This is a genomic window from Pedococcus sp. P2_F6, assembly GCF_056403675.1.
Map to the genome: position 1 here is coordinate 667,143 of NZ_JBFUEZ010000001.1, position 23,062 is coordinate 690,204.

21 protein-coding genes and 1 tRNA gene are annotated in these 23,062 nt (G+C 70.2%); 6 read left to right on the forward strand and 16 right to left on the reverse strand.

Annotation, left to right across the window (positions count from 1 at the left end; translation table 11 throughout):
* Positions 1–9 precede the first annotated feature (9 nt).
* Positions 10–1,167, forward strand: a complete 1,158-nt coding sequence (locus AC1DWP_RS03150) for a MalY/PatB family protein (RefSeq protein ID WP_477612987.1) — start codon at positions 10–12, stop codon at positions 1,165–1,167.
* 37 nt (positions 1,168–1,204) lie between these two features.
* Here AC1DWP_RS03150 and AC1DWP_RS03155 read toward each other — a convergent pair whose 3' ends face one another.
* Together AC1DWP_RS03155 and AC1DWP_RS03160 are read right to left on the reverse strand one after the other, a co-directional pair.
* Positions 1,205–1,654 (reverse strand): YdeI/OmpD-associated family protein, encoded by a 450-nt coding sequence (locus AC1DWP_RS03155; RefSeq protein ID WP_477612988.1) that lies wholly within the window; start codon positions 1,652–1,654, stop codon positions 1,205–1,207.
* Between the two features lie 28 nt (positions 1,655–1,682).
* Positions 1,683–3,248 carry a glycosyltransferase family 2 protein gene (locus AC1DWP_RS03160; RefSeq protein ID WP_477612989.1) on the reverse strand — a complete coding sequence of 522 codons (1,566 nt, stop codon included), beginning with the start codon at positions 3,246–3,248 and terminating at the stop codon, positions 1,683–1,685.
* A 74-nt stretch (positions 3,249–3,322) separates the two neighbouring features.
* On the opposite strand from AC1DWP_RS03160, the gene AC1DWP_RS03165 reads away from it, so the two are divergent.
* Positions 3,323–3,991: a DUF2461 domain-containing protein gene (locus tag AC1DWP_RS03165; RefSeq protein WP_477612990.1), complete on the forward strand. Its 669-nt coding sequence runs from the start codon at positions 3,323–3,325 to the stop codon at positions 3,989–3,991.
* Positions 3,988–4,755, forward strand: coding sequence for a class I SAM-dependent methyltransferase (locus AC1DWP_RS03170; RefSeq protein ID WP_477612991.1), 768 nt, complete (start codon positions 3,988–3,990; stop codon positions 4,753–4,755). The genes AC1DWP_RS03165 and AC1DWP_RS03170 overlap by 4 nt, the downstream gene beginning before the upstream one ends.
* Before the next feature lie 53 nt (positions 4,756–4,808).
* Here AC1DWP_RS03170 and AC1DWP_RS03175 read toward each other — a convergent pair whose 3' ends face one another.
* From AC1DWP_RS03175 to xerD, 10 genes are all read right to left on the reverse strand, one after another.
* Positions 4,809–5,789, reverse strand: a complete 981-nt coding sequence (locus tag AC1DWP_RS03175; RefSeq protein ID WP_477612992.1) for an NAD(P)-dependent alcohol dehydrogenase — start codon at positions 5,787–5,789, stop codon at positions 4,809–4,811.
* Positions 5,790–5,967: 178 nt separating this feature from the next.
* Positions 5,968–6,041, reverse strand: a tRNA-Pro gene (locus tag AC1DWP_RS03180).
* A 102-nt stretch (positions 6,042–6,143) separates the two neighbouring features.
* On the reverse strand, positions 6,144–7,601 hold the full coding sequence (gene der / locus AC1DWP_RS03185; protein WP_477612993.1) for a ribosome biogenesis GTPase Der: 1,458 nt from the start codon (positions 7,599–7,601) through the stop codon (positions 6,144–6,146).
* A 148-nt stretch (positions 7,602–7,749) separates the two neighbouring features.
* A complete protein-coding gene (cmk, locus tag AC1DWP_RS03190) occupies positions 7,750–8,454 on the reverse strand; it encodes a (d)CMP kinase (protein ID WP_477612994.1) in 705 nt (234 codons plus the stop codon).
* Between the two features lie 51 nt (positions 8,455–8,505).
* The gene (locus tag AC1DWP_RS03195; protein ID WP_477612995.1) at positions 8,506–9,588 is read right to left on the reverse strand and encodes a prephenate dehydrogenase; all 1,083 of its coding nucleotides are present in this window, start codon (positions 9,586–9,588) and stop codon (positions 8,506–8,508) included.
* A gap of 36 nt (positions 9,589–9,624) precedes the next feature.
* Positions 9,625–10,611, reverse strand: a complete 987-nt coding sequence (locus tag AC1DWP_RS03200) for a pseudouridine synthase (protein ID WP_477612996.1) — start codon at positions 10,609–10,611, stop codon at positions 9,625–9,627.
* Positions 10,608–11,276 carry an SMC-Scp complex subunit ScpB gene (scpB, locus tag AC1DWP_RS03205; protein WP_477612997.1) on the reverse strand — a complete coding sequence of 223 codons (669 nt, stop codon included), beginning with the start codon at positions 11,274–11,276 and terminating at the stop codon, positions 10,608–10,610. The genes AC1DWP_RS03200 and scpB overlap by 4 nt, the downstream gene beginning before the upstream one ends.
* Positions 11,269–12,147, reverse strand: a complete 879-nt coding sequence (locus AC1DWP_RS03210) for a segregation and condensation protein A (RefSeq protein WP_477613423.1) — start codon at positions 12,145–12,147, stop codon at positions 11,269–11,271. Before AC1DWP_RS03210 ends, scpB begins: the two co-directional genes overlap by 8 nt.
* A 118-nt stretch (positions 12,148–12,265) precedes the next feature.
* Positions 12,266–13,081 carry a ParA family protein gene (locus AC1DWP_RS03215; RefSeq protein WP_477613424.1) on the reverse strand — a complete coding sequence of 272 codons (816 nt, stop codon included), beginning with the start codon at positions 13,079–13,081 and terminating at the stop codon, positions 12,266–12,268.
* Between the two features lie 217 nt (positions 13,082–13,298).
* Positions 13,299–14,249 carry a site-specific tyrosine recombinase XerD gene (gene xerD / locus AC1DWP_RS03220; protein WP_477612998.1) on the reverse strand — a complete coding sequence of 317 codons (951 nt, stop codon included), beginning with the start codon at positions 14,247–14,249 and terminating at the stop codon, positions 13,299–13,301.
* Between xerD and AC1DWP_RS03225 the strand changes: the two genes are divergently transcribed.
* A complete protein-coding gene (locus AC1DWP_RS03225; protein ID WP_477612999.1) occupies positions 14,248–14,871 on the forward strand; it encodes a hypothetical protein in 624 nt (207 codons plus the stop codon). The two genes, xerD and AC1DWP_RS03225, sit on opposite strands and share 2 nt — an antisense overlap.
* Here AC1DWP_RS03225 and AC1DWP_RS03230 read toward each other — a convergent pair.
* From AC1DWP_RS03230 to AC1DWP_RS03240, 3 genes are read right to left on the reverse strand one after another with little or no spacing between them, the layout of a single operon-like run.
* A complete protein-coding gene (locus tag AC1DWP_RS03230; protein WP_477613000.1) occupies positions 14,851–16,098 on the reverse strand; it encodes a 4-alpha-glucanotransferase in 1,248 nt (415 codons plus the stop codon). The two genes, AC1DWP_RS03225 and AC1DWP_RS03230, sit on opposite strands and share 21 nt — an antisense overlap.
* A gap of 6 nt (positions 16,099–16,104) precedes the next feature.
* A complete protein-coding gene (gene hisS, locus AC1DWP_RS03235) occupies positions 16,105–17,460 on the reverse strand; it encodes a histidine--tRNA ligase (RefSeq protein WP_477613001.1) in 1,356 nt (451 codons plus the stop codon).
* The gene (locus tag AC1DWP_RS03240; protein WP_477613002.1) at positions 17,457–18,158 is read right to left on the reverse strand and encodes an MBL fold metallo-hydrolase; all 702 of its coding nucleotides are present in this window, start codon (positions 18,156–18,158) and stop codon (positions 17,457–17,459) included. Before AC1DWP_RS03240 ends, hisS begins: the two co-directional genes overlap by 4 nt.
* 45 nt (positions 18,159–18,203) lie before the next feature.
* Here AC1DWP_RS03240 and AC1DWP_RS03245 point away from each other — a divergent pair, with 45 nt between their 5' ends.
* Together AC1DWP_RS03245 and AC1DWP_RS03250 are read left to right on the forward strand one after the other, a co-directional pair.
* Positions 18,204–19,022, forward strand: a complete 819-nt coding sequence (locus AC1DWP_RS03245) for a peptidylprolyl isomerase (RefSeq protein ID WP_477613003.1) — start codon at positions 18,204–18,206, stop codon at positions 19,020–19,022.
* Positions 19,023–19,025: 3 nt separating this feature from the next.
* Complete coding sequence (locus AC1DWP_RS03250) at positions 19,026–20,720, forward strand: DUF349 domain-containing protein (protein ID WP_477613004.1); 1,695 nt, start codon at positions 19,026–19,028, stop codon at positions 20,718–20,720.
* 25 nt (positions 20,721–20,745) lie between these two features.
* On the opposite strand, the gene AC1DWP_RS03255 is transcribed toward AC1DWP_RS03250, so the two are convergent.
* Entirely contained in the window at positions 20,746–23,055 is a 2,310-nt protein-coding gene (locus AC1DWP_RS03255) for a RelA/SpoT family protein (protein WP_477613005.1), read from the reverse strand.
* Positions 23,056–23,062 lie beyond the last annotated feature (7 nt).

Sequence of the window (23,062 nt, forward strand, 5' to 3'; positions counted from 1 at the left end):
TTCGCAGGCATGGGCAACCCGCTTGTCGACAACCCACTGCTCGGTCCCGGCCTCGATCGTCTCCGCGAGCGGCGCAGCGTCAAGTGGCGGCTCTACGACCCGGACATCCTCCCCCTCTGGGTCGCCGAGATGGACGTCGTGCCGGCCGAGCCGATCCAGCGCGCCGTGGTCGAGGCCATGCATCGCGGCGACACCGGCTACCCGTGGGCAGCGGACTACGCGGAGGCGTTGTCCTCCTTCGCCTCGGAGCGGTGGGCCTGGAAGCCGGACCCGACCACGATGCAGATCGTGCCCGACGTGATGCTCGGCGTGGTCGAGGTCCTCAAGCTGGTCACGGGTCCCGGTGACGCGGTCGTGGTCAACTCCCCCGTCTACCCGCCGTTCTTCGACTTCGTGAGGCACCTGGACCGTCGGGTGGTGCAGGCGCCCCTGGATGCCAACGGCCGGATCGACCTCGCGTCCCTGGAGCTGGGGCTCACGGAGGCGACGCGCGGCGGTGGCCGCGCGGCGTACCTGCTGTGCAACCCGCAGAACCCGACGGGCGCGGTGCACACGCCGGAGGAGCTCACGGCCGCACTCGACCTCGCGGAGTCGCTCGACGTGCGGGTCGTCGCCGACGAGATCCACGCCCCGGTGGTCCCCGCCGGCGCGAGCTTCACCTCGGTGGCCTCCCTGCCGGCGGGGTCGCGGTCGATCTCGGTCATGTCGGCCTCGAAGGCCTTCAACCTCGCCGGTCTCAAGGCCGCGATGGCCGTGCCGGGACCCGAAGCGGCCGCCGACCTGGCGCGCATGCCCGAGGAGGTGTCGCACGGAGCCAGCCACGTGGGGGTCATCGCGCACCGCGCCGCCTACCTGGAGGGCGGGGCCTGGCTGGACGCTCTGCTGAACGGGCTCGACCAGAACCGCCGCCTGTTGGCCGACCTGCTCGCGGAGCACCTGCCGGACGTCGGTTACCGCATCCCCGAGGGGACGTTCCTGGCCTGGCTGGACTTCAGTCGGCTCGGACTCGGCGACGACCCGGCTGCGGTGCTGCGCGAGCGGGCCCGGGTGGCACTGCACCCGGGGCCCGGCTTCGGCCAGGGAGGAGCCGGCTGTGCGCGTCTGAACTTCGGCACCTCACCCGACATCGTTCGCGAGGCCGTGCGCCGGATCGCCGCTTCGCTGTGAGCATCAGCCACCTGGCTCCGAGCCGTTGCCGCTCGCTCTAGGCGTTCGCCTTCGCCTGCAGCATCTCCACCGCCTTGTCGATGCGGCGACGGCGCGTCTCGGGTGTCTTGGCACCGTTGATCGCGTCCACGTGGGCCCGCTGGTGGCTGTAGGACTGCCGGGCGAAGGCTGCCTTCGCATCGGGGACCACCTCGAGCGCGGCCGCGAAGTCCTCCGGCACCTCGACCTCGCGAGGCGCCGTGTCGAGCTCGAGGGTCACCTCGACGACATCGCCGCCGCTGACCCCCGTGAGGGCGCGGTTCTCCGCGCTGACGCCGACCATGAACCTCCCACCCATCACGGCGACGCTGCTGCGGTAGGTCTTGCCGTTGATGGTGACGTTCACCTTGGGACGCTTGCCGCCACCGAGTCCCTCGACGACCTCCGGCGGCACCTCGATGCCCGTGGCCGTCCCGCCTCCCTGCTGCACCTGCGTGGTGAACTTCATGACCGCGAGGGTATGCCGCCGGGCAGCTTCAGGACAGCGTCCTGCGCACCCGCGCGGCAAGCTTCCGAGCCAGGCTCCTGCGGGCCGGAGACGGCGCCTTGGTGACCTTGAGCGCCAGGCGGCCACCTTTGGTGACGTAGGGGCTGATGACGACCCCCGCCTCGGTGAAGGGCTGCGGCACGTGTTCGGGGTCGATGCGCACCGCCACCCGGGAGTCGTACCCGAAGGCGGTGGTGCGTGCCTTGACGTCCCAGGTGCCGGGAGTGATCGGGCTCCCCAGGAGTGCGGTGGCGGGGGCAATCGTGGCCGACCCCTCCGCCGCCCAGACCAGCCCGTCACCGGAGTCGGTCAGTCCACCGCTGACCTGCGTCGGCTGGAACCACTCGGCGTTCGTCGAGCGATGCGTCAGGAGCAGCTCGACACCCGCGTCGTCCACGTCCGAGGTGACATCCAGGGCGCCCAGCGCAACGTCGTCCGACACCGGCGCCGAGGGCTCCATCAGGACCCGTCCCTGCTTCTCGCGGAAGGTCTGGGGGCCCGCGGCTCCCTCCAGCCGGACCCGCAACCGCAAGGCCAGGACTGCCCCGGTCTGCGTGGCCTCGAGGACCTCCGCCCTCGTGGTGACAGCGCTGTCGGCATCGACGTAGCGCAGGACCGCGTCCAGGTCGCCCGCGCGCACGAGCGCGGCCCGGACCCGATCGGCAGCCGCGAGTCCCGCATCGAGTGACTGGTCGAACCGCTCCGACATGACCGCCGTGATCGCCCCGAAGAACTCGCGCTGGTACTCCGCCGGCCAGGTGCGCAGCCCGTTGGCGCCGAACCTGTTGAGTACGACCGAGAGCTCCCACAAGCGGTAGGCGTCCTGGCGGACACGCTCCCCGTACGGCCACTTGTCGACGAGGTCGAGGACCTCGCGGACTGCGGCGAAGTACTCGGCCGGGTCCGGGTGTCGCATCGAGTTGTTCGTGTCGTGGATGACCCAGCGGTAGCACGGGTAGTCGGCGACCACGGACACCACCGGGTCGTGGACGAAGGCGGCCGCGAGCAGGTGGTGGTCCTCCAGGCGCCTGAGGTGCTCGGCGAACTTCACGTCGTGGTCGAGCAGGAACCGGGTCCTGAACATCTTGTGGGGCGTCAGGATGTCGATCACGTGGTCGTCGATCACGTGCGCGTGCGACACGTTGGCGCGGAACGACTCCAGTCCCATCGTGCGGGCACCCGTCCGAACCTCCTTTCCCAGCACCATGTCCGCGGCGTTGGCGTCGGCCGCAGCAAGCATGCGTTCGACCGCCTGGGGGTAGAGCAGGTCGTCGTGGTCCATGAAGAGGACGTAGTCGCCGCGGGCCACGGCGAGCCCCGTGTTGCGGGGACGGCTGGGCCACCCCGAGTTCGGGATCTCCAGGGCCGTGATCCAGTGCTCGCCGCCAAACGCCCGGACCCGCTCAGCGGTCTGGGCGTCGGTCGACCCGTCGTCGACGAGGATGAGCTCGAGGGCCTCCAGGCCCACGCTCTGGCGCCGGACGGACTCCACGGTGCGGTCCAGGTCCGGCCCGCTGTTGTAGGTGGCAATGACGACGCTGACACGAACGGGCATGTCCCAAGCCTCCCATCCTCGGACCGCCGTGCTCACCGGCCCCGAACCGGCCGGCGTGTGCCACAGTGGGCGCCATGGCTGACCGTGCGGGTTTCGAGGGCTTTCCGGCCTGGGGTGTGACCTTCTACCAGGAGCTCGAGGACAACAACACGAAGGAGTTCTGGGCGGCCAACAAGGCGCGGTGGGAACGCGACGTGCGGGAGCCGATGCTGGCACTGGTGGATGCTCTGGAGGACGAGTTCGGGCCGGCGAAGCTCTTCCGGCCCAACCGCGACGTCCGGTTCAGCGCGGACAAGTCGCCCTACAAGACCCACCAGGGCGCGATCGTGGGTCGGGGTGCCGGAGTGGGCTACTACGTGCAGCTCAGTGGGGACGGCCTCGCGGTCGGCGGTGGCTTCCGCACCCACTCCCCTGCGCAGACGCAGTCGTTTCGACGCGCGATAGCCGCGCAGGACACCGGCGAGGAGTTCGAGGGCATCGTGACCGGTCTCGCCCGGGCCGGTTTCGACCTGGAAGGCGACACTCTCAAGACCAGACCCAAGGGATTCGATGCCGACCATCCGCGGCTGGAGCTGTTGCGACGCAAGGAGATCATGGCCCTGAACCGCGTCGGTTCGCCTGACTGGTTGTCGAAACCCGCCGCTCTCGACCACGTGCGGTCGGCCTGGACGGCGATTCGCCCGCTCGCTGAGTGGGTCCTTTCCAACGTTCCCATGGAAGAGCCCCGCGGGAGGGGCAGATGAGCTTCCAGGTACCGGCGCAGGCCTACGGAAGCTTCATGGGGCGGTTCTCCGAGCCGCTGGCCGACCAGTTCGTCGAGGTCGGACGACTGGGCCACGGACAGCGCGCGCTGGATGTGGGGTGTGGCCCGGGCGCGCTCACCGCACGGCTGGTCACCGTCGTCGGCGAGTCCGGCGTCAGTGCCGTCGATCCCTCCGAACCTTTCGTGGCCGCCGCCAAGGAACGCTTTCCTGGTGTCGACGTCACGGTCGGTCACGCGGAGTCGCTGGCGTTCGGGGACGCCACCTTCGACGCGGCGCTGGCCCAGCTCGTGGTGCACTTCATGCGCGACCCGGTCGCCGGGCTTCGCGAGATGGCCCGAGTGACGCGGCCGGGAGGCGTGGTCGCGGCCGCCGTGTGGAACCACGCCGCCAGTGCCGGTCCCCTGTCGCTGTTCTGGGAAGCGGTCCGCGCCGTCGACCCCCAGGCGGAGGGAGAGGGTGACTTCGCGGGCGTGAGGGAGGGCGACCTCGCGAGGCTGTTCGGCGCCGCCGGGCTGGACGCGCTCGAGGAGTCGATCCTCACGGTGCAGGTCCCGTTCGATTCCTTCAACCAGTGGTGGGAGCCCTACACCCTGGGCGTGGGACCGGCGGGGCAGTACGTCCTGGGTCTGGACGACTCGCGTCGCGAGGCGCTGCGGGACGAGTGCCGACGCCGGGTGCCCGACGGAGCGTTCACCGTCGATGCGTCAGCCTGGTGCGTCGCCGCCACCGTCCCGACCGCCTGAGCGGCCGTCGCGAGCACCTGAACCACTGCCCTCCGGCAGAGACGGCGCCGGCATCACTCCGACGTCGTGCCGGGCACGACGCTGACGATGACGTTGCCGACCTTCTGGCCGCTGCCGGCATACCGGTGGGCCTCCACGATCTCGTCCAGCGCATAGCGGCGATCGACGAGCGGTCTGAGGGCGCCGGTCCCCAGGAGTCCGGCCAGCTCCTCGATCATCGCCTGGTTGTGGGTGGGGATGGGGAAGAGCGCCCGTTGGCCACGGCTCACCGGCGCGACAAGGGCGCGGCGGGGGTTCTGGAGCCACGGACCGAGCTCGGAGGAGACGTAGGTGCCGCGTGGCCCGAGGACTCGCCGGGCTGCGGTGAAGGTGCTCTTGCCCACCGCGTCGAGGACGAGGTCGAAGCGGTTCGCGTCGCGGGTGAAATCGTCAGCAGAGCAGTTGATGACCCGGTCGGCACCCAGCCTGCGCACGAGGTCGACGTGTTCGCCGAAGCAGACGGCGGTCACGACCGCACCCATGGCGCGAAGCAGCTGGACCGCGGCTGATCCGATCCCTCCTGTCGCGCCGTTGACCAGCACGCTGTCGCCGGCTCGCACCCGCGCAGCCCTGATCATGCCCATGGCGTAGTGCGCACCCTCGGTCCCTGCCGCGGCCTGCTCAAACAGGAGGCCGGGTGGCATCGGGGCGACCGAGGCGCGTTCCCCGACAACGAGGAGCTCGGCATGGGCGCCGAACGGGCCTTCCGTGTAGCCGAACACCCTGTCTCCCGTCGCGAACGCGGAGACGGAGCCACCCGTCCGGACCACGGTCCCCGCGAACTCGCACCCGAGGATCTTCGCCTTGGGACCGCGGATTCCGTAGACGGCCCGGGCCAGCATGGGCGTTCCCGCGCGGAAGGCGCAGTCGGTTCGGTTGACCGTCGTCGCGTGGACCTGGACCAGCAGATCATGTGGTCCAGGTCTGGGCGCCTCGACGTCGACCACGCGGACGACCTCCGGACCTCCGTACTCGGTGTAGACCGCGGCCTTCATGGGCCGACGGTAGCCCCATCGAGCGCATTGCCTCTGCCACGGTGACCGGAGGACATCGAGCTCGTGGCGGCTCCGTTCAGAGCCACCCGAATCGGCCAGCAGTCGTAGCACATCGAGGAACCTGGGCCGGGGCATGAAAACGGGGCCCGAAGTGTGTGGACAAGTCGGACCCCGTTAGTCGGGCTGACAGGATTTGAACCTGCGACCCCTTGACCCCCAGTCAAGTGCGCTACCAAGCTGCGCCACAGCCCGTGGCTTGCCCACGCAGAATCCAGCCGAAGCAGGACCGCGGGAGCGAACGAAACCTTAGCGCACGGCATACCTCCGCTTGAAATCGGTATGCCGTGCTGCCAGCTATCGGCGCTTGCGCTTCTCGCGGACCCGGACGGAGACCTCGATGGGGGTGCCCTCGAAACCGAACTCCTCACGCAACCGGCGCTCGAGGAAGCGGCGGTAGCCGGCCTCGATGAAGCCGGAGGCGAAGATCACGAACCGCGGCGGACGGGTGGAAGCCTGCGTCGCGAACAGGATTCGCGGCTGCTTGCCACCTCGCACGGGGTGCGGGTGGGCGGCCACGATCTCGCCGAAGAACGCGTTGAGCCGACCCGTGGGGACGCGGAAGTCCCACGACTCGAGGGCACGCTCCAACGCCGGCACGAGCTTCTCGACCGAACGCCCGGTCTTGGCGGAGATGTTGACCCGCGGCGCCCACGGCACCTGGACCAGCTCGCGCTCGATCTCGCGCTCGAGGTAGTGGCGACGCTCCTCGTCGAGCAGGTCCCACTTGTTGTAGGCCACCACGAGGGCGCGACCGGCGTCGATCACGTGCTGCACGACGCGGACGTCCTGCTCCGCGATGGACTGCTCGGCGTCGATGAGGACGACGGCCACCTCGGCCTTCTCGAGCGCGGTCTGGGTGCGCAACGAGGCGTAGAAGTCGGCGCCCCTGGCCTGGTGGACGCGACGGCGGATGCCGGCCGTGTCGACGAAGCGCCAGGTCTTGCCACCGAGCTCGATGAACTCGTCGACCGGGTCGCGCGTGGTGCCGGCGACGTTGTCGACGACGACGCGGTCCTCGCCGGCGAGCTTGTTGAGCAGGGAGGACTTGCCGACGTTGGGCCGACCGACCAGGGCGACCCGACGGGGGCCGCCGCGCTGGTACGCGTCGCCGTTGGCCGAGATCGAGGGCAGCACGTCGAGGACGGCGTCGAGCACGTCGCCACTGCCGCGACCGTGCAGTGCGGAGACGGGCCACGGTTGGCCGAGGCCAAGGTTCCATAGGGCGGCGGCGTCGGCTTCGGTGCGCTGGTCGTCGACCTTGTTGGCCACGAGGATGACCGGTTTGCCCGAACGGCGCAGCAGCTTGACCACTGCCTCGTCGTCGTCGGTCGCACCGACGGTGGCGTCCACGACGAACATCACCACGTCGGCCAGGTCGACGGCCACCTCGGCCTGCTCGGCGACGCGAAGGTGGATGCCGGTGGCGTCGATCTCCCAGCCACCGGTGTCGACGAGCGTGAACCGGCGACCGGTCCACTCCCCGTCATAGGCCACGCGGTCGCGGGTCACGCCGGGGACGTCCTCGACGACGGCCTCGCGCCGGCCGAGGATGCGGTTGACCAGGGTGGACTTGCCGACGTTCGGGCGACCCACGACGGCGACGACCGGCAGCGGACCGTCGACGACGGCATACCCGTCCTCGTCGTACTCGCCGTCGATGAGTGAGCGGTCCTCCTCACTGAGGTCGAACTCGTCCAGTCCGACGCGCAGGGCGCGCTCGACGGTGGAGTCGTCGGTCAGGTTCTCGCTCACTTCGGGGGTTCCTTGCGTTGTTCGTGGGGGCCGGACCGCGAGCAGGGTGCCGCGTGGCCGCCCACCATTGTCGCGCACATTTGAGGTCGGACCTACCAGGCCAGCCCCGCAGCCCGTGCCCCGGAACCAGTCCGGCGCCCGGCATCGGTCACGCGGGGACCTTGTCCGGCGCCTCGCTGCGCACCACGTCGAGCAGGGCCTGGACGCTCTGCTGGAAGTCCAGATCAGAGGTGTCGACCAGGGTCACGCCCTCGGCGGCCTCCATGAAGTCGGACACCGTGGAGTCGTCGGCATCACGGCGCACGATCTGGTCACGGGTCGCCTCGACGGCGTGGTCGGCTGCGTGGCCGTGCAGCTCCTTGGACCGCCGCCGCAGGCGCGCCTCGACGCTGGCCGTCAGCAGGATGCGCACGTCGGCGTCGGGTGCCACCACGGTGGTGATGTCGCGCCCCTCGGCCACGACTCCGCCGGTGCGGGTAGCGACCTGGTCGATGAGGTCGCGCTGGAGCTGCTGCAGGATCGGGCGCACCAGCGTGTTGGTGGCCACTGTGGAGACGGCCTCGCTCACGCGGGTCGTGCGGATGTCGCCCTCGATCTCGCGACCGCTCACGTGCACGCTCGGACTGGTCGGATCGGTGCCCATCTCCAGGGGGATCTCGCGAGTCGCCTGTGCCACGGCCTCCTGGTCGAGAAGGTCGACGCCCTCTTCCAGGCACCACCAGGTGACGGCGCGGTACATCGCACCCGTGTCGAGGTAGCCGACCCCCAGGGCCTCGGCCGCAGCGCGCGACACGCTGGACTTGCCGGAACCCGAGGGCCCGTCGACGGCAACGACGAGGTGCTTGCTGTTCATGACGGGCAAGCCTATGGGCCACCCGCCGTCCTCCGCGAAGTCGTTCACCCCTCAGCCGTGCAGCCGCCAGCCCCTGGTGGTCAGCTCGTCGCCGAGCCGCTCGGCAACGGCGGGCAGCACCGAGATCTCCGCGAGGCCGAAGGGCTGCCCCATGCCGTGCTCGAGGTGCAGGTCCTCGAGGTTGACGCCGGCGTCCCCGACGTCATGCAACAGCCGGGCGAGCTCACCGGGCTGGTCGGGCACCAGCACCACGACCACGCTGTATGCCGTGGGGGCAGCACCGTGCTTGCCGGGGATCCGCGCATGGCCAGCGTTGCCCTGGGCCACGATCCGGGCCAGCACCTCACGGGCGCCGACACCGTCACCGTGCGCGAGCACGTCGAGGGCTCCGATGACCTCCGTGAGCTCGGCGTGGACATGGGCGAGGACCCCGCGCACGGCCACGGCGTTGCCGGCGAGGATCTGGGTCCAGAGCTGAGGGTCGCTGGCAGCCACGCGCGTGACGTCACGAATTCCCTGTCCTGACAAGGCCACCGCGGGATCGGTGAGCTCCCGCAGCCGCCCGGCGACCAGCGACGACGCCAGCTGGGGCACGTGGGAGACCACTGCCACGGCAGCGTCGTGCTCTTCCGGACTCATCGTCGAGACGGTGCCCCCGGCCGCCACGGCCAGCTCCTTGACCGCCGCGATCGCGGCCTCGGACGAGTGGTCGTTCGGCACGACCACCCAGGCGCGCCCGTCGAACAGGTCACCCCGGGCGGCCACAGCACCGGAACGTTCGCGCCCCGCCATCGGGTGCGACCCGGCATACCGAGACAGGTCTGCGCCTCGTCGTCGCACGTCCTCGAGCACGGCGACCTTGACCGACGCCACGTCGGTCACGACGGAGTCGGGCCACGCCTCGAGCTCGTCGGCGACGACAGCACCCGCCACATCAGGCGGCGCAGCCACCACGACGAGGTCGGGTGCTGCGTCGTCGTTGCTCGCCACAGCACCGGCGCCGAGGTCCCGGGCCAGGGCCACCGCCGTCGGCGAGGGGTCGGCGAGGACCACGGCATAGCCGGCACGGGTCAGGGCGATGCCCAGGCTGGTGCCGATGAGGCCGGTGCCGACGATGCGGACGCTGGTGGTCACGTCGGGAAGGTTACCGACGGCCGCGACGCAGTGCGCTCACATTCCAGCCGCGGAGTAGAGCTGCCCGACCTCTGCCTTGTTGAGCTTGCGCATCTTGCCCGGCTTGGTGTCGCCGAGGTAGATGGGCCCGACCTGCACCCGCACGAGGCTGATCACGGGGTGACCGACGGCGTCGAGCAGACGACGCACGATGTGCTTGCGCCCCTCGTGCAGGATCACTTCGACGAGCGCCTTGCCCGGCTGCGAGTCGACCACCTTGAACGAGTCGACCGACGCAGGTCCGTCCTCGAGCTGGACGCCCTCGCGCAGCTGCTTGCCGATGTCGCGCGGCACGGGGCCACGGATCTGCGCGAGATAGGTCTTGAGCACGCCGTACTGCGGGTGCTGGAGGCGGTGGGCGAGCTCGCCGTCGTTGGTGAGGATCAACAGGCCCTCGGTGTCGGCATCGAGGCGGCCGACGTGGAACAGCCGCTCGTTGCGGTCCCCCACGTAGTCGCCGATGCTGATCCGGCCGAGCTCGTCGTTCATCGTCGTGACGACGCCCAGGGGCTTGTTGAAGGCGAAGTAGACGCGGGTCTCGTCGAGCTGGACCTTGACCCCGTCGACGTGGACGGTCTGGTCCGGACGGATCCGCACCCCGAGCTCGGTGACGATGTTTCCGTCCACCTCGACCCGGCCGGCGGTGATGAGGTTCTCGCACACCCGGCGCGATCCCACTCCGGCGGCGGCGAGGAGCTTCTGCAACCGGATGCCATCGGGGTCGTGCATGTCGACCTCGGGCGTGGCCCGCTCACGGGGCACCCGGGTCGGCTGGCTCTTCTTGGTCGTGCCGGAGCTCCCGCGCTGGGGCCGCTCGGGGCGCCCCCCCTCGGACGCGGTCGGGCCTCCGCCCCTCGGTGGGCTGGTGCGACCACTGCCGCCCTGCCCCGCTCGGGAAGAGCCTTGGCCGCCGGCGCGACCACGCCCACCCCCCGGTCGGTCCGAGCCGGATCCTGCGGGGCCTCTGCTGCGTGGGGGTGTCATCGGCGTCCTTGTTCTGCGATCTCGTCGAGCACGTCGACTTCGGGGAGGTAGGGCGCGAGGGCGGGCAGGTCGTCGATGCTGCCGAGACCCAGGCGTTGGAGGAAGTAGTCGGTGGTGCCGTAGAGGAACGCGCCGCCGTCGCCGTCGGACCCCAGCTCCTCGATGAGCCCGCGGTTGAGCAGGGTCCGGACCACGCCGTCGACATTGACGCCGCGGACCGCACTGACGCGCGACCGCGAGATCGGCTGGCGGTAGGCGATCACGGCCAGGGTCTCCAGAGAGGCCTGGGTCAGCTTGGCCTGCTGCCCGTCGAGCAGGAACTTCTCGACCACGGGGGCGTAGTCGGACCGGCTGTAGATCCGCCAGCCGCCTGCCACCGACCTGAGGGTGAAGCCACGCTGCTGCGCGGCGTACTCGGCCTCGAGGTCCCTGAGGTGCATGAGCACGTCGTCGACGGGCAGCTCCAGCGCAGAGGCGAGCGACACCTCGGTGATCGGCTCGTCCACGACCATGAGGACCGCCTCGATGGCACTGCGCGCGCCGCCGGGGAAGTCGTTGACGTCGAACGCGAACTGCTCGTCGGCGGCACTCTCGTTCGGCGCAACGACGCCCTCGTCACGCTCGTGGTCGGGCTCGTGGTCGGGCACGACCTCAAGGTCACTCATCGTCGCTCTTTCCGTCGTCGTCGTCCGGCTCGTCTGCGGGTGGTTCCTCGTCCAGCTCGTCGAACTCGTCGCTGACCTCGATCTCGCCCTCGTCGTCGCCCGTCCAGCGGACCGTCAGCTCGCCGAGCGCCTCGGCCTGCTCGAACGCGATCGCCGCCTCGCGGAACAGCTCGAGCAGGGCCAGGAACCTGGCCACGATGACCAGCGTCGAGTCGGCGTCGGCCACCAGGGCCCGGAACGAGCACACGCGTTCGGCTCGGAGCCTGACGCCCAGGATGCCCGCCTGCTCGCGCACGCTGACCTGTGGAGCGTGCAGGTGGTCCAGGCCGACGCTCGGCGCCACCTTGGGCACCATCGCCCTGGCCGCGATCATGGCCAGCTGCTCGGGCGTGATCCCCATGACCAGCTCGGGCAGGAGCCTCGCGAACTGGGGCTCGAGACCCGCCTGCCGCGGTGTCATCCTGCCTGCGGTGGCCATCCGCTCGCCGAAGGTGAAGGCGATGTCCTTGAAGGCGCGGTACTGCAGCAGCCGGGCGAAGAGCAGGTCGCGGGCCTCGATGAGGGCGAGGTCCTCCTCGTCCTGCGGCCCGGTCTGCGGGAGCAGCCGCGCAGACTTGATGTCGAGCAGGGTCGCTGCGATCAGCAGGAACTCCGACGCCTGGCCCAGGTCCCACTCCGTGTGCGACGACTGGGCTGCCTTGATGTGGGCGATGAACTCGTCGGTGACCTTGGCGAGGGCGATCTCGGTGATGTCGAGCTTGTGCTTGCTGATCAGGCCGAGGAGCAGGTCGAAGGGCCCGGAGAAGTTGTCGAGGTGGACCTGGAACGGCGTGGACCCGCCGCGTCGGGTGATCACGCCACCCGGCGTCATCGTCGCCTGGTCCGCGAGCTGGTCCGCGAGCTGGTCCTCGAGCTGGGCCGCGGGCTGGGCGTCCTCCAGCTGCACCGCGCCTCCCGGCGCAGTGGCGATGGCCTCCTGGCTCACCTCGTCAGGCCGCCCCACCACGGGCGATCAGCTCTCGGGCGAGTTGCCGGTAGGACGCTGCGGAGGCGTGCGTCGAGGCGTAGGTCGTGATCGGCTCAGCAGCGAGCGTGGCGTCCGGGAACTTCACCGTGCGGCTGATCACCGTGTGGAACACCTGGTCGCCGAAGTGGTCGACGACGCTGCGCACGACCTCCTTGCTGTGCAGGGTGCGCGAGTCGTACATCGTCGCCAGGATGCCGTCGACCTGCAGGCGCGGGTTGAGGCGGTCGGTGATCTTGTCGATCGTCTCCACGAGCAGCGCGACCCCACGCATGGCGAAGAACTCGCACTCGAGCGGGATCACCACACCGTGCGCCGCGGTGAGGGCGTTCACGGTGAGCAGGCCGAGCGAGGGCTGGCAGTCGATCATGATGACGTCGTAGTCGTCCATGACCGGCCGGAGCACCCGCGCGAGGATCTGCTCCCGGGCGACCTCACCGACGAGCTGCACCTCGGCGGCGGACAGGTCGATGTTGGCGGGAATGACGTCGAGGTTCTCGGTGGCCGTGGCCTGGATGACGTCGCGCACGTCGTGACCGCGCTCGACGAGAAGGTTGTAGATGGTGACGTCGAGCTCGTTGGCGCGCACTCCGAGCCCCACGGACAGGGCACCCTGGGGGTCGAAGTCGACCAGCAACACGCGTCGGCCGACCTCGGCGAGAGCAGCACCCAGGTTGATGGTCGTCGTCGTCTTCCCGACGCCACCTTTCTGGTTGCACATGGCGATGATGCGGGCGGGGCCGTGGGCTGCGAGGGGCTGCGGGTCGGGGAAGACCGGCATCGGGCGCCCGGTCGGACCGATCTGTCCAGCGCCCGCAGACTCGGTCCCGGGCAGGTGGACGTGGTCGCGTTCAGCACCGTTGGGGGCCGACTCGGAGGTGTCGCCCGAATGGGTGGGCGGCGACTGCTCCTGCGTGGTCACCTCAGATTCCACAGGCGTTTCACTCCCGGTGAGTTGGCGTTCGTCGGTCAGCCTCGCGCTGATCGGCACGACCCTATCAGCGGGCACGGGGGTGACTCTGGGCATACACCTCACGCAAACGCTGCACCGTCACCAGCGTGTAGATCTGCGTGGTGGTCACCGAGGCGTGCCCCAGCAGCTCCTGCACGACCCGGACGTCGGCGCCGCCGTCGAGCAGGTGCGTCGCGAACGAGTGTCGCAACGTGTGCGGCGACAGGTGGCCGCCGAGGTCCGCGCGTTCGGCCGCGGCGCGCAGCACCGCCCAGGCCGACTGGCGCGAGAGCCTGCTGCCCCTCTGGTTGAGGAACACCGCAGGCGTCCCCTTCCCCTTGACCGCGAAGGTGGGCCGTCCCCGGACGAGGTACGCGCCCAGTGCCTGCGCGGCATACGAGCCGAGGGGGACGATGCGCTCCTTGCTGCCCTTCCCGAAGAGCCGCACCACTCCCTCCTCGGTGTCGATGTCGTCGACGTCGAGGCCGACGGCCTCTGAGATGCGTGCGCCGGTGCCATAGAGGACTTCGAGCAGGGCCCGGTCGCGCAGCGACCCGGGCGTGTCACCCAGGCTGGCCGCTTCGAGCAGGCGCTCGACGTCCTCGATGCTGATCGCCTTGGGCAGGCGTGCGGGGGGCTGTGGCGGGCTGACGGCCGACGCCGGGTCGGTGGGCAGGTCGCCCTCGAGGACGAGAAACCGGTGAAAACCACGCACCGCGACGAGCGTCCGCGCCGCCGACGACGCCGCGAGCGGAGGGTGGTCGGTGGTCCCCTCTCGCAGCGTCGCGAGGAAGTCGCTGACGTGCGCCTCCGTGATGCCCGCGGGGTCGTGCACCCCCCGACCAGCGAGGTATGCCGCGTAGCGGGCCAGGTCGCGCCGGTAGGACGTGAGCGTGTTGGCGGCGACGCCGCGCTCGACGTCCAGGTGGTTGAGCCAACCGCGGACAGCGCGCTCGATCGCGCTCGAGGGTGGCACGGATGGGAGTCTAGGTGGCATGAAGCTCTATGCAGACCTGCCGGGCCGCCGCACCGTCCAGATCCTCGCCGACGTCGGGATGCTCGCGTGGGGGTGCCTCTGGGCGTGGGTGGGACGGCTCGTCCACGACACGACCCTGGAGCTCGCAGCGCCCGGTCGACAGCTGCAGACGGCGGGTTCGGGGTTCCGTGACCAGATGACCAGCGCCGGCGACTCGGTGCGGGACCTGCCCCTGGTCGGCGACAAGATCGCCGCGCCGTTCCGGCAGGTCAGCGGTGCGGGCACCACGATCGAGCAGGCCGGCACCGACCTCGTCGACGCCGTCACGAAGCTCGCCAACATCCTGGGGTGGGTCACTGCGCTCGTGCCGATCCTCATCGTCGGGTTGGTGTGGCTGGTGCTCCGCGGGCGTTTCGTCCGCCGGGCGAGCGCCGCACAGCGGTTCATCGACACCGCGGCCGACCTCGACCTGTTCGCCCTGCGGGCCATGGCGGGCCAGCCGATGCGCAAGCTCGCCGCCATCTCGTCGGACCCGACGGGAGCGTGGCGGCGTGGTGACGAGGCGACGATCCGGTCGCTGGCCCTGCTGGAGCTGCGGGACACCGGCCTGCGTCCTCCCGCGTCAGCGGGCAGCGCGGCCTGAGGACTCGGTCAGGGCGCGCAACCGGGCGGCGTGCTCCGACGTCAGCGCACCCGGCGCCATCTGCCAGGACCAGCCGCCCTCGATGCCGGGCGCGTTCATGCGCGCCTCTGAGCCGAGGGCGAGCACGTCCTGGGCCGGCATCATCGACAACCCGCACGGCCCTCGCAGTGCGAGCTCGATGAAACCCCACGACGGTTCGGCGTCGACGTCGGCGCCGACTCCGGCCTGTCGACAGGCTTCGCGGGCAAGTTGCCTGCGGTGGTCGGGGAGGTCCCACCACCAGCCGTTGACCGTGTCGTTGTCGTGGGTGCCGGTGTAGACGACCTGGTTGGGCTCGTGGTTCTCGGGGTCGTGGGCGTTGTACTCGTAGGCCGGCTCGAAGGCGAACTGCAGCACTGCCATGCCGGGGAACCCGAGCGACCTGCGCAGGTCGATGACAGGCTGGTCGATGTCGCCGAGGTCCTCCGCGAGGACCGGCAGCGGGCCCAGGGCACCGAGCGCGGCGTCGAACACCTCTCGCCCCGGGCCCTGCTCCCACTTCCCGTTGAGGGCGACGTCGTCACCTGCCGGGATCGCCCAGTAGGCCGCGAACCCGCGGAAGTGGTCGACGCGCACGACGTCGAACAGCGCGAAGGTGCGGCGCAGCCGCTCGATCCACCAGCGATAGCCGTCGTCGCGCAGCACGTCCCAGCGGTACAGCGGGTTGCCCCAGAGCTGGCCGGTCGCGGCATACGCATCGGGCGGGCAGCCGGCGACGGCGTCGGAGCGGAAGAACTGCGGCCACGCGCGCTCGTCGGCGGCGTCGGGGGCGACGTAGATGGGGACGTCGCCGAGGATCCTGATCCCGCGGTCGTGGGCGTACTCGCGCAGCGCCGACCACTCGCGGTCGAAGCGCACCTGGTCCGCGAGGTCGCCACCGAAGGACGTCCACGAGTCAACCCAGTAGGCCTCGCGGTCAGCGAAGTCCTCCACCTCCTGCTGGCTCACCGGGGCCTCGGGGTGCTCCAGCAGGGCCGGTGACGCGGCGAAGGCGGACGGGGACTTGTAGGGCGATCGGTGCTTGTCGGGGATCGACACCGGGAGCACCTGCCACACCGACTGCCCCGCCTCGACGAGCCAGTCCACGAAGTCGCGCGCCGGCTGGCCGAGGCGGCCACCGGGCAGCGACGTGATGTGCAGCTGCACGCCGCTGGCGCGGGTCTCGGTCAGCGGTCGGGTGGAGTCCATGGGTGCTCAGCTCTCCGCGCGGATGATCTGCGGGCGCAGGTCCTGGGTCGGAGGCTCCCACGAGATGGCGTCGGCGTCGACCTGGTCGCCCGACCGGATGTCCTTGACCTGGTCGCCTCCCCCGCTGCCTTCGTCGCCCGCTGAGCCGGGGAACCAGACGTACGGAATCCCCCGGCGCTCGGCATACCGGATCTGCTTGCCGAACTTGGCGGGCTTCGGCGCCACTTCGCACGGTATGCCGCGTGCCCGCAGCTGCGTGGCGACCCGGGTGGAGCTCGCTCGGCTCTCGTCGTCGTTCACGGCGACGAGGACGCACGCGGGGGTGGACCGGCTGGACCGGAGCAGTCCCTTGCCGATGAGCAGCCCCAGGAGGCGGGAGACACCGATCGAGATGCCGACCCCGGGGTAGGTCGTCTTCCCGTCCGAGGCCAGCGAGTCGTAGCGGCCGCCGGAGCAGAACGAGCCCCACGACTCGTAGCCCACCAGCTGGGTCTCGTAGACCGTGCCGGTGTAGTAGTCCAGGCCCCGCGCGATCTTGAGCTCGGCCACGAGCGCGCCGGGAGCATTGTCGAGGCCCGCCTGGATGACGGCCGCCAGCGCGTCGAGTCCCTCGTCGAGCGTGGGGTGCTCGACTCCCAGCTCGCGCACCTGCGCGACGAAGGAGAGGTCCGCTGTCCGGATCGCGGCCAGGGCGAGGCACTTGTCCGCCTGCTCGGGAGTCCGCCCGGCGTCGACCAGGAGGTCCTTCACCTTGGCCGGGCCGATCTTGTCGAGCTTGTCGACGATGCGCAGCGTGCCCGCGACGTCGTCGATGCCGATGCCGAGGTAGAAGCCTTCGGGGATCTTGCGGTTGTTGACCTGGATGACCATCTGGCCGACCGGAAGCTTGCGGAACACCTCCGCGACGACCAGGGGCATCTCGGCCTCGAAGTGTGGCGCCAGCTCGCCCACGTCGACCACGTCGATGTCGGCCTGGGTGAACTCGCGGTAGCGGCCCTCCTGGGGACGCTCGCCGCGCCACACCTTCTGGATCTGGTGCCGTCGGAAGGGAAAGGACAGGTGGCCGGCGTTCTCCAGCACGTAGCGCGCGAACGGGACGGTGAGGTCGAAGTGCAGCCCGAGCTCGGCATCGGAGTCGGCGCGCCCCTCGGACTTGTCGGCGAGCCGGGTGACGCCGTAGATCTCCTTGTCGGCGTCGCCACCCTTGCCGAGCAGCCGGTCGACGGGCTCCACGGCACGGGTCTCGATCGAGGGGAACCCGTGCAGCTCGAAGGTCTCGCGGATGACGTCGAGGAAGTGCTGCTCGATGATCCGCTGGGCCGGGAGGTACTCGGGGAAGCCGCTGATCGGGGTGATCTTCACGGGGCCAATCCTTGCAAATAGGGGTTGGTCGCCCGTTCGCGGTCCATCGTCGTGGCCTGGTAGTGCCCGGGGAGCACGAGGGTGGTGTCGGGGAGGGGCAGGACGACGTCGCGCAGTGAGCGGTTCATCGCCGCCGGGTCGCCGCCGGGCAGGTCGGTGCGACCGATGGACCCTGCGAAGAGCACGTCGCCGCTGAGGAGCGTGCGGTCGACCTCCACCTGGTCGGCGATCCCGTCCGGGACCGCGTCGACGCTGAACATCACCGAACCCTCGGTGTGGCCCGGCGCGTGCAGCACCTCGAACCCGAGCCCCGCCAGGTCCAGCCTCGCGCGGTCCTTCACCTCGACCACAGTGCTGGGTTCGGTCCAGGTCGCCTTGCTGCCGAACTGCTGCTCGAGCATGCCGAGCAGCCCCGGGTTGACGTTGGCGAGCAGGTCCACGAGCCGATAGCGGTCGTCCGCGTGGATGTATGCCGCGGTGTCCGCTCCGCAGACGGGCGTCACCGAGTACACGTGGTCGATGTGGCCGTGGGTGAGCAGCACCGCGGCTGGGCGCAGTCGGTGCTCGGTGAGCACCGCGCGCAGGGTCTCCTCCACGCCGATGCCTGGGTCGACGATGACGCATTCCTCCCCTGCGTCAGGGGCGAGGACGTAACAGTTGGTGTCGAAGGCAGCGGCGGGAAAAGCAACGGTGAGCACGGCCCGCAGCCTAGCCACAGCGCCGTGCTGCCTAGACTGGCGCGCGTGACGAGGGAACAGGAACGCGCCGCTGCGCGCCGCCGTGCCGTGAAGCTCGAGGCCAAGCAGGTTCAGAAGGAACGTGAGGCCGCGCGCAACCGCCAGGTCGTGGTGGTCGTGCTCGCCGTGCTCGCCGTGGTCGCCGCCTTCGTGTTCCTCGCGACCCAGCTCAAGGACGACACGACCCCCGCCGCCACTGCGCCGTCAGCCACGACTACGACGACCAGTCCGGCAGTCGCAGGCTGCACCGCGCCGCCCGCTCCCCCGTCCGCCGTGAAGAAGGTCGCCAAGCCCGACAAGGCCACGGCCGCCGGCAAGACCTTCACCGCCGTCGTCACGACCAACTGCGGCGACCTCACCGTTCAGCTCGATGGTGCCAAGGCGCCCCAGACCGTGGCCTCGTTCGTCGCGCTCGCCAAGGCCGGCTACTTCGCCGACTCCCCCTGCCACCGCGTGACGAAGGTGGCGGACCCGTCACCCCTGTTCGTGCTCCAGTGCGGTGACCCGTTGGGCGGCACCGGCAGTGGCCCCGGCTACAGCTACGGCATCGAGAACGCACCCAAGGACGGCAAGTACCCGCGCGGCAGCTTGGCCATGGCACGCACGACCGACCCGAACTCCAACGCTGACCAGTTCTTCATCGTCTACAAGGACACCGACCTGAGCAGTGTGCCCGCGGGCTACTCCATCTTCGGCACGGTGACCGGTGGAATGGATATTGTCGACAAGATCGCCGCAGCAGGTGTGAGCGGAGGCGCCACCGATGGTGCCCCGGCTGCACCCATCAGCATCCTTAAGGTTGCTGTGACAGAGAAGAAGGCCTGACCCGTGACCGAGCAGACGCCCCCGGCCGAAACCGAGCCCGACTCCAAGCCTGACTCCGAGCCCAGCACCGTCGCTGACGCGCCTCCTTCCGCTCCCCAGGCAGAGGCTGCAGCCGAGCCCGAGGCTGCACCCGAGCCCGAGGCCGAGGCTGCACCCGAGCCCGAGGCCGAGGCTGCACCCGAGCCCGAGGCTGCACCCGAGCCCGAGGCTGCACCCGAGCCCGAGGCTGCACCCGAGCCCGAGCCCGAACCAGCAGCCGAGCCTGAGGGAGCCACCGAGCCCGCAGCGTCCGAGCCCGACGCTGCCTCCGAAGCCGCTCCCGCTCCCGCACCGAAGCCGGTACCCCGACCGGCTCCGAAGCCGGGCCCGGTGCCGACCCCTGCCGCGGTGCGCAAGGTGGCTCACGCCCAGCCCGCTGCGCTGACCGTCGCTGCGCCGCCCGGACCGCCGTCGGAGACGTTCGGTCGCGCGGCCGAGGACGGCACCGTGTTCGTCCGCACCGCCGATGGCGAGCGGGAGGTGGGCGCCTACCCGGGAGCCACCCCCGACGAGGCGCTGCACTACTTCGCGCGCAAGTACGACGAGCTCTACGCCTCCGCAGACCTGTTGCACCAGCGGCTGACCACCACTGACCTGTCCGCCAAGGACGCCGCCGAGGGCCTGGCCAAGCTGCGCGAACACTGCGCCGAGGCCAATGTCGTCGGCGACCTCGCCGGTCTCGACGCCAAGGTGGGCGAGATCGAGGGCCTGGTTGCTGCGCGCAAGGCGGCCGAGTCCGCCGAACGCAGCGCAGCCCGAGCCGCGGCGACGGTTGAGCGCGAAGCCATCGTGGCCGAAGCCGAGAAGATCGCGGGACAGCCCGAAGCCAAGATCCAGTGGAAGAGCAGTGGTGCCCGCATGCGCGAGCTGCTCGACGGCTGGAAGAAGCACCAGCGCGAGGGTGCACGGCTTGACCGCGAGACCGAGGGCGCCCTCTGGCAGCGGTTCAGCCAGGCCCGCAACTCCTTCGACAAGGCACGTCGGGTCCACTTCGCCCAGCTCGAAGGCACCCAGGCCGAGGCCAAGGCCGCCAAGCAGGAGCTCGTCAAGGAGGCCGAGGCCCTCTCCACCAGCACCGACTGGGGCCAGACGGCCGGCGCCTTCAAGCGACTCATGGATCGCTGGCGTCAGGCCGGGCGCGCCTCCCGGTCCGACGACGACGCGTTGTGGGAGCGGTTCAAGGCCGCCCAGGATGCGTTCTTCGCCGCGAAGGACGAGGTCGCGGCCAAGGAGGACGAGGAGTTCCGGGGCAACCTGGCCGTCAAGGAGGCTCTGCTCACGGAAGCCCAGGACATCCTCCCGGTGAAGGACCTCGAGACCGCCAAGGCCGCCCTCCGCACGCTGCAGGACAAGTGGGACGCTGCGGGCAAGGTCCCCCGGGGCGACGTCGACCGCATGGAGAAGGGGATGCGTCGCATCGAGCAGGCGGTACGCGACGCCGACGACCAGCGCTGGAAGCAGTCCAACCCCGAGGTCGCGGCCCGCGCCCAGAGCATGGTCGACCAGCTCGAGGCGTCGGTCTCCTCGCTCAAGGACGACCTGGCCAAGGCGCAGGCCTCCGGCAACGAGAAGAAGGTCAAGGACGCCCAGGCCAAGCTCGAGGCCCAGGAGCAGTGGCTGGCCCAGGCCCGCGGCAACGTCGACGAGTTCGGTTCCTAGACCACGACCCTCGTATGCCGCGGGGCTACGCCTTGGCGGCGGTGGCCTTGGTGCCGGTGATCCGGTAGACGTCGAACACGCCGTCGATCTTGCGGACGGCCTTCATCACGTGTTCGAGGTGGCTCGGGTCACCCATCTCGAAGGTGAACTTGCTGATCGCCACCCGGTCTCGCGAGGTCTGCACCGAGGCCGAGAGGATGTTGACGTGCTGGTCGGACAGCACCCTGGTGACGTCGGACAACAACCGGTTGCGGTCCAGGGCCTCGACCTGCAGCTGCACCAGGAAGACCGACGCCGACGAGGGGGCCCACTCGACCTCGATCATCCGATCTGGTTGCGACAGAAGGGATTCAGCGTTGGTGCAGTCGGTGCGGTGCACTGAGACGCCGTTGCCCCTGGTGATGAATCCCATGATCGGGTCACCCGGCACCGGGGTGCAGCAGCGGGCCAGCTTGACCCACACGTCCGCAGTGCCGACCACCACGACGCCGGGGTCGCCCGTGCGTCGCCGCATCGACCGGGTCGGCGTCGTCGCCTCCGCGAGGTCCTCGGATGCGCCCTCCTCGCCCCCCAGCGAGACCACCAGCCGGCCCACCACGTGCTGGGCGGACACGTGCCCCTCGCCCACCGCGGCATACAGGGCGTCGATGTCCTGGTAGCGCAGCTCTGACGCCAGGCCGGTCAGGGTCTCGACGGTGAGCAGTCGCTGGAGCGGGAGGCCTTCCTTGCGCATGGCGCGGGCGATCGCGTCCTTGCCGGTCTCGATCGCCTCCTCGCGACGCTCCTTGGAGAACCACTGCTTGATCTTGTTGCGCGCCCGAGGCGACTTGACGAAGGTGAGCCAGTCGCGCGACGGTCCGGCGCCGTCGGCCTTGGAGGTGAGCACCTCGACGACGTCACCGTTCTCGAGGGTCGACTCCAGCGGCACGAGACGGCCGTTGACGCGGCCGCCGATGCAGTGGTGGCCCACCTCGGTGTGCACGGCGTAGGCGAAGTCGACCGGCGTCGCTCCGGCCGGCAGGGCCACCACCTCGCCCTTGGGCGTGAAGACGTAGACCTCGCGGGCGTTGATCTCGAAGCGCAGCGAGTCGAGGAACTCCCCCGGGTCGGCGGTCTCCTTCTGCCAGTCGAGCAGCTGGCGCAGCCACGCCATGTCGTTGATCGGGCCGGTCTCGCCTTCCTTGGCGCCGGAGGCGGGGGCGGTGCCATCCTCCTTGTACTTCCAGTGGGCGGCGACGCCGTACTCGGCCCGGCGATGCATGGTGTGCGTGCGGATCTGGATCTCGACGGCCTTGCCCTCAGGGCCTATCACCGTCGTGTGCAGGGACTGGTACATGTTGAACTTGGGCATCGCGATGTAGTCCTTGAACCGCCCCGGCAGGGGGTTCCAGCGCGCGTGCAGCGCACCCAGCGCGGCGTAGCAGTCGCGCACCGAGTCGACGAGGACCCGCACCGCCACGAGGTCGTAGATGTCCTCGAAGTCGCGACCCCGGACGATCATCTTCTGGTAGACGGAGTAGTAGTGCTTCGGCCGACCGGTCACGGTCGCCTTGATCTTGGCGCCCCTGAGGTCCTCGCTGACCTGGTCCCGCACCCCTGAGAGGAACTCCTCGCGTGCGGGGGCCCGCTCGGCCACCAAGCGCACGATCTCGTCGTAGACCTTGGGGTAGAGCGTCGCGAAGGACAGGTCCTCGAGCTCCCACTTGATGGTGTTCATGCCGAGCCGGTGGGCCAGCGGGGCGTAGATCTCGAGGGTCTCGCGAGCCTTGCGCTGCGCGGACTCCACCGAGACGTAGCGCCAGGTGCGGGCGTTGTGCAGGCGGTCGGCCAGCTTGATCACCAGCACCCGGATGTCGCGGGCCATCGCCACGACCATCTTGCGCACGGTCTCGGCCTGCGCGGCGTCCCCGTAGGTCACCTTGTCGAGCTTGGTGACACCGTCCACGAGCATCGCCACCTCGCGCCCGAAGTCCTTCTCCAGCTGCGTGAGGCTGTACTCCGTGTCCTCCACCGTGTCGTGGAGCAGCGCCGCCGCCAGGGTGGCCGGCGTCATGCCCAGCTCGGCGAGGATCGTGGTCACCGCGAGCGGGTGGGTGATGTACGCGTCGCCGGACTTGCGCGTCTGGCCCCGGTGCGCCTCCTCGGCGACGACGTACGCGCGCTCGATGACCGTCAGGTCAGCCTTGGGGTGGGTGGCTCGGACTGTCTGGAGCAGGGGCTCCAGGACCGGGTTGATCGGACCTCCGCGGCTGCCGAAGCGGGCCAGGCGGGCGCGGACGCGGTTCGCCGAGGAGGCACCGGTGGGCACCGGTCCGGTGACGACGTCCTCGGTCATGCCGAAA

What these genes read in the sequence shown, in the direction of transcription:
- xerD (WP_477612998.1), bottom strand. Translation starts at nt 14,249, where the DNA reads ATGCCACCTAGACTCCCATCCGTGCCACCCTCGAGCGCGATCGAGCGC.
- AC1DWP_RS03155 (WP_477612988.1), bottom strand. Translation starts at nt 1,654, where the DNA reads ATGAAGTTCACCACGCAGGTGCAGCAGGGAGGCGGGACGGCCACGGGC.
- AC1DWP_RS03225 (WP_477612999.1), top strand. Translation starts at nt 14,248, where the DNA reads ATGAAGCTCTATGCAGACCTGCCGGGCCGCCGCACCGTCCAGATCCTC.
- AC1DWP_RS03210 (WP_477613423.1), bottom strand. Translation starts at nt 12,147, where the DNA reads ATGACGCCGGGTGGCGTGATCACCCGACGCGGCGGGTCCACGCCGTTC.
- cmk (WP_477612994.1), bottom strand. Translation starts at nt 8,454, where the DNA reads ATGAACAGCAAGCACCTCGTCGTTGCCGTCGACGGGCCCTCGGGTTCC.
- AC1DWP_RS03150 (WP_477612987.1), top strand. Translation starts at nt 10, where the DNA reads ATGGGCAACCCGCTTGTCGACAACCCACTGCTCGGTCCCGGCCTCGAT.
- AC1DWP_RS03215 (WP_477613424.1), bottom strand. Translation starts at nt 13,081, where the DNA reads ATGCCGGTCTTCCCCGACCCGCAGCCCCTCGCAGCCCACGGCCCCGCC.
- AC1DWP_RS03230 (WP_477613000.1), bottom strand. Translation starts at nt 16,098, where the DNA reads ATGGACTCCACCCGACCGCTGACCGAGACCCGCGCCAGCGGCGTGCAG.
- AC1DWP_RS03165 (WP_477612990.1), top strand. Translation starts at nt 3,323, where the DNA reads ATGGCTGACCGTGCGGGTTTCGAGGGCTTTCCGGCCTGGGGTGTGACC.
- AC1DWP_RS03175 (WP_477612992.1), bottom strand. Translation starts at nt 5,789, where the DNA reads ATGAAGGCCGCGGTCTACACCGAGTACGGAGGTCCGGAGGTCGTCCGC.
- AC1DWP_RS03200 (WP_477612996.1), bottom strand. Translation starts at nt 10,611, where the DNA reads ATGACACCCCCACGCAGCAGAGGCCCCGCAGGATCCGGCTCGGACCGA.
- scpB (WP_477612997.1), bottom strand. Translation starts at nt 11,276, where the DNA reads ATGAGTGACCTTGAGGTCGTGCCCGACCACGAGCCCGACCACGAGCGT.
- AC1DWP_RS03170 (WP_477612991.1), top strand. Translation starts at nt 3,988, where the DNA reads ATGAGCTTCCAGGTACCGGCGCAGGCCTACGGAAGCTTCATGGGGCGG.
- AC1DWP_RS03255 (WP_477613005.1), bottom strand. Translation starts at nt 23,055, where the DNA reads ATGACCGAGGACGTCGTCACCGGACCGGTGCCCACCGGTGCCTCCTCG.
- AC1DWP_RS03160 (WP_477612989.1), bottom strand. Translation starts at nt 3,248, where the DNA reads ATGCCCGTTCGTGTCAGCGTCGTCATTGCCACCTACAACAGCGGGCCG.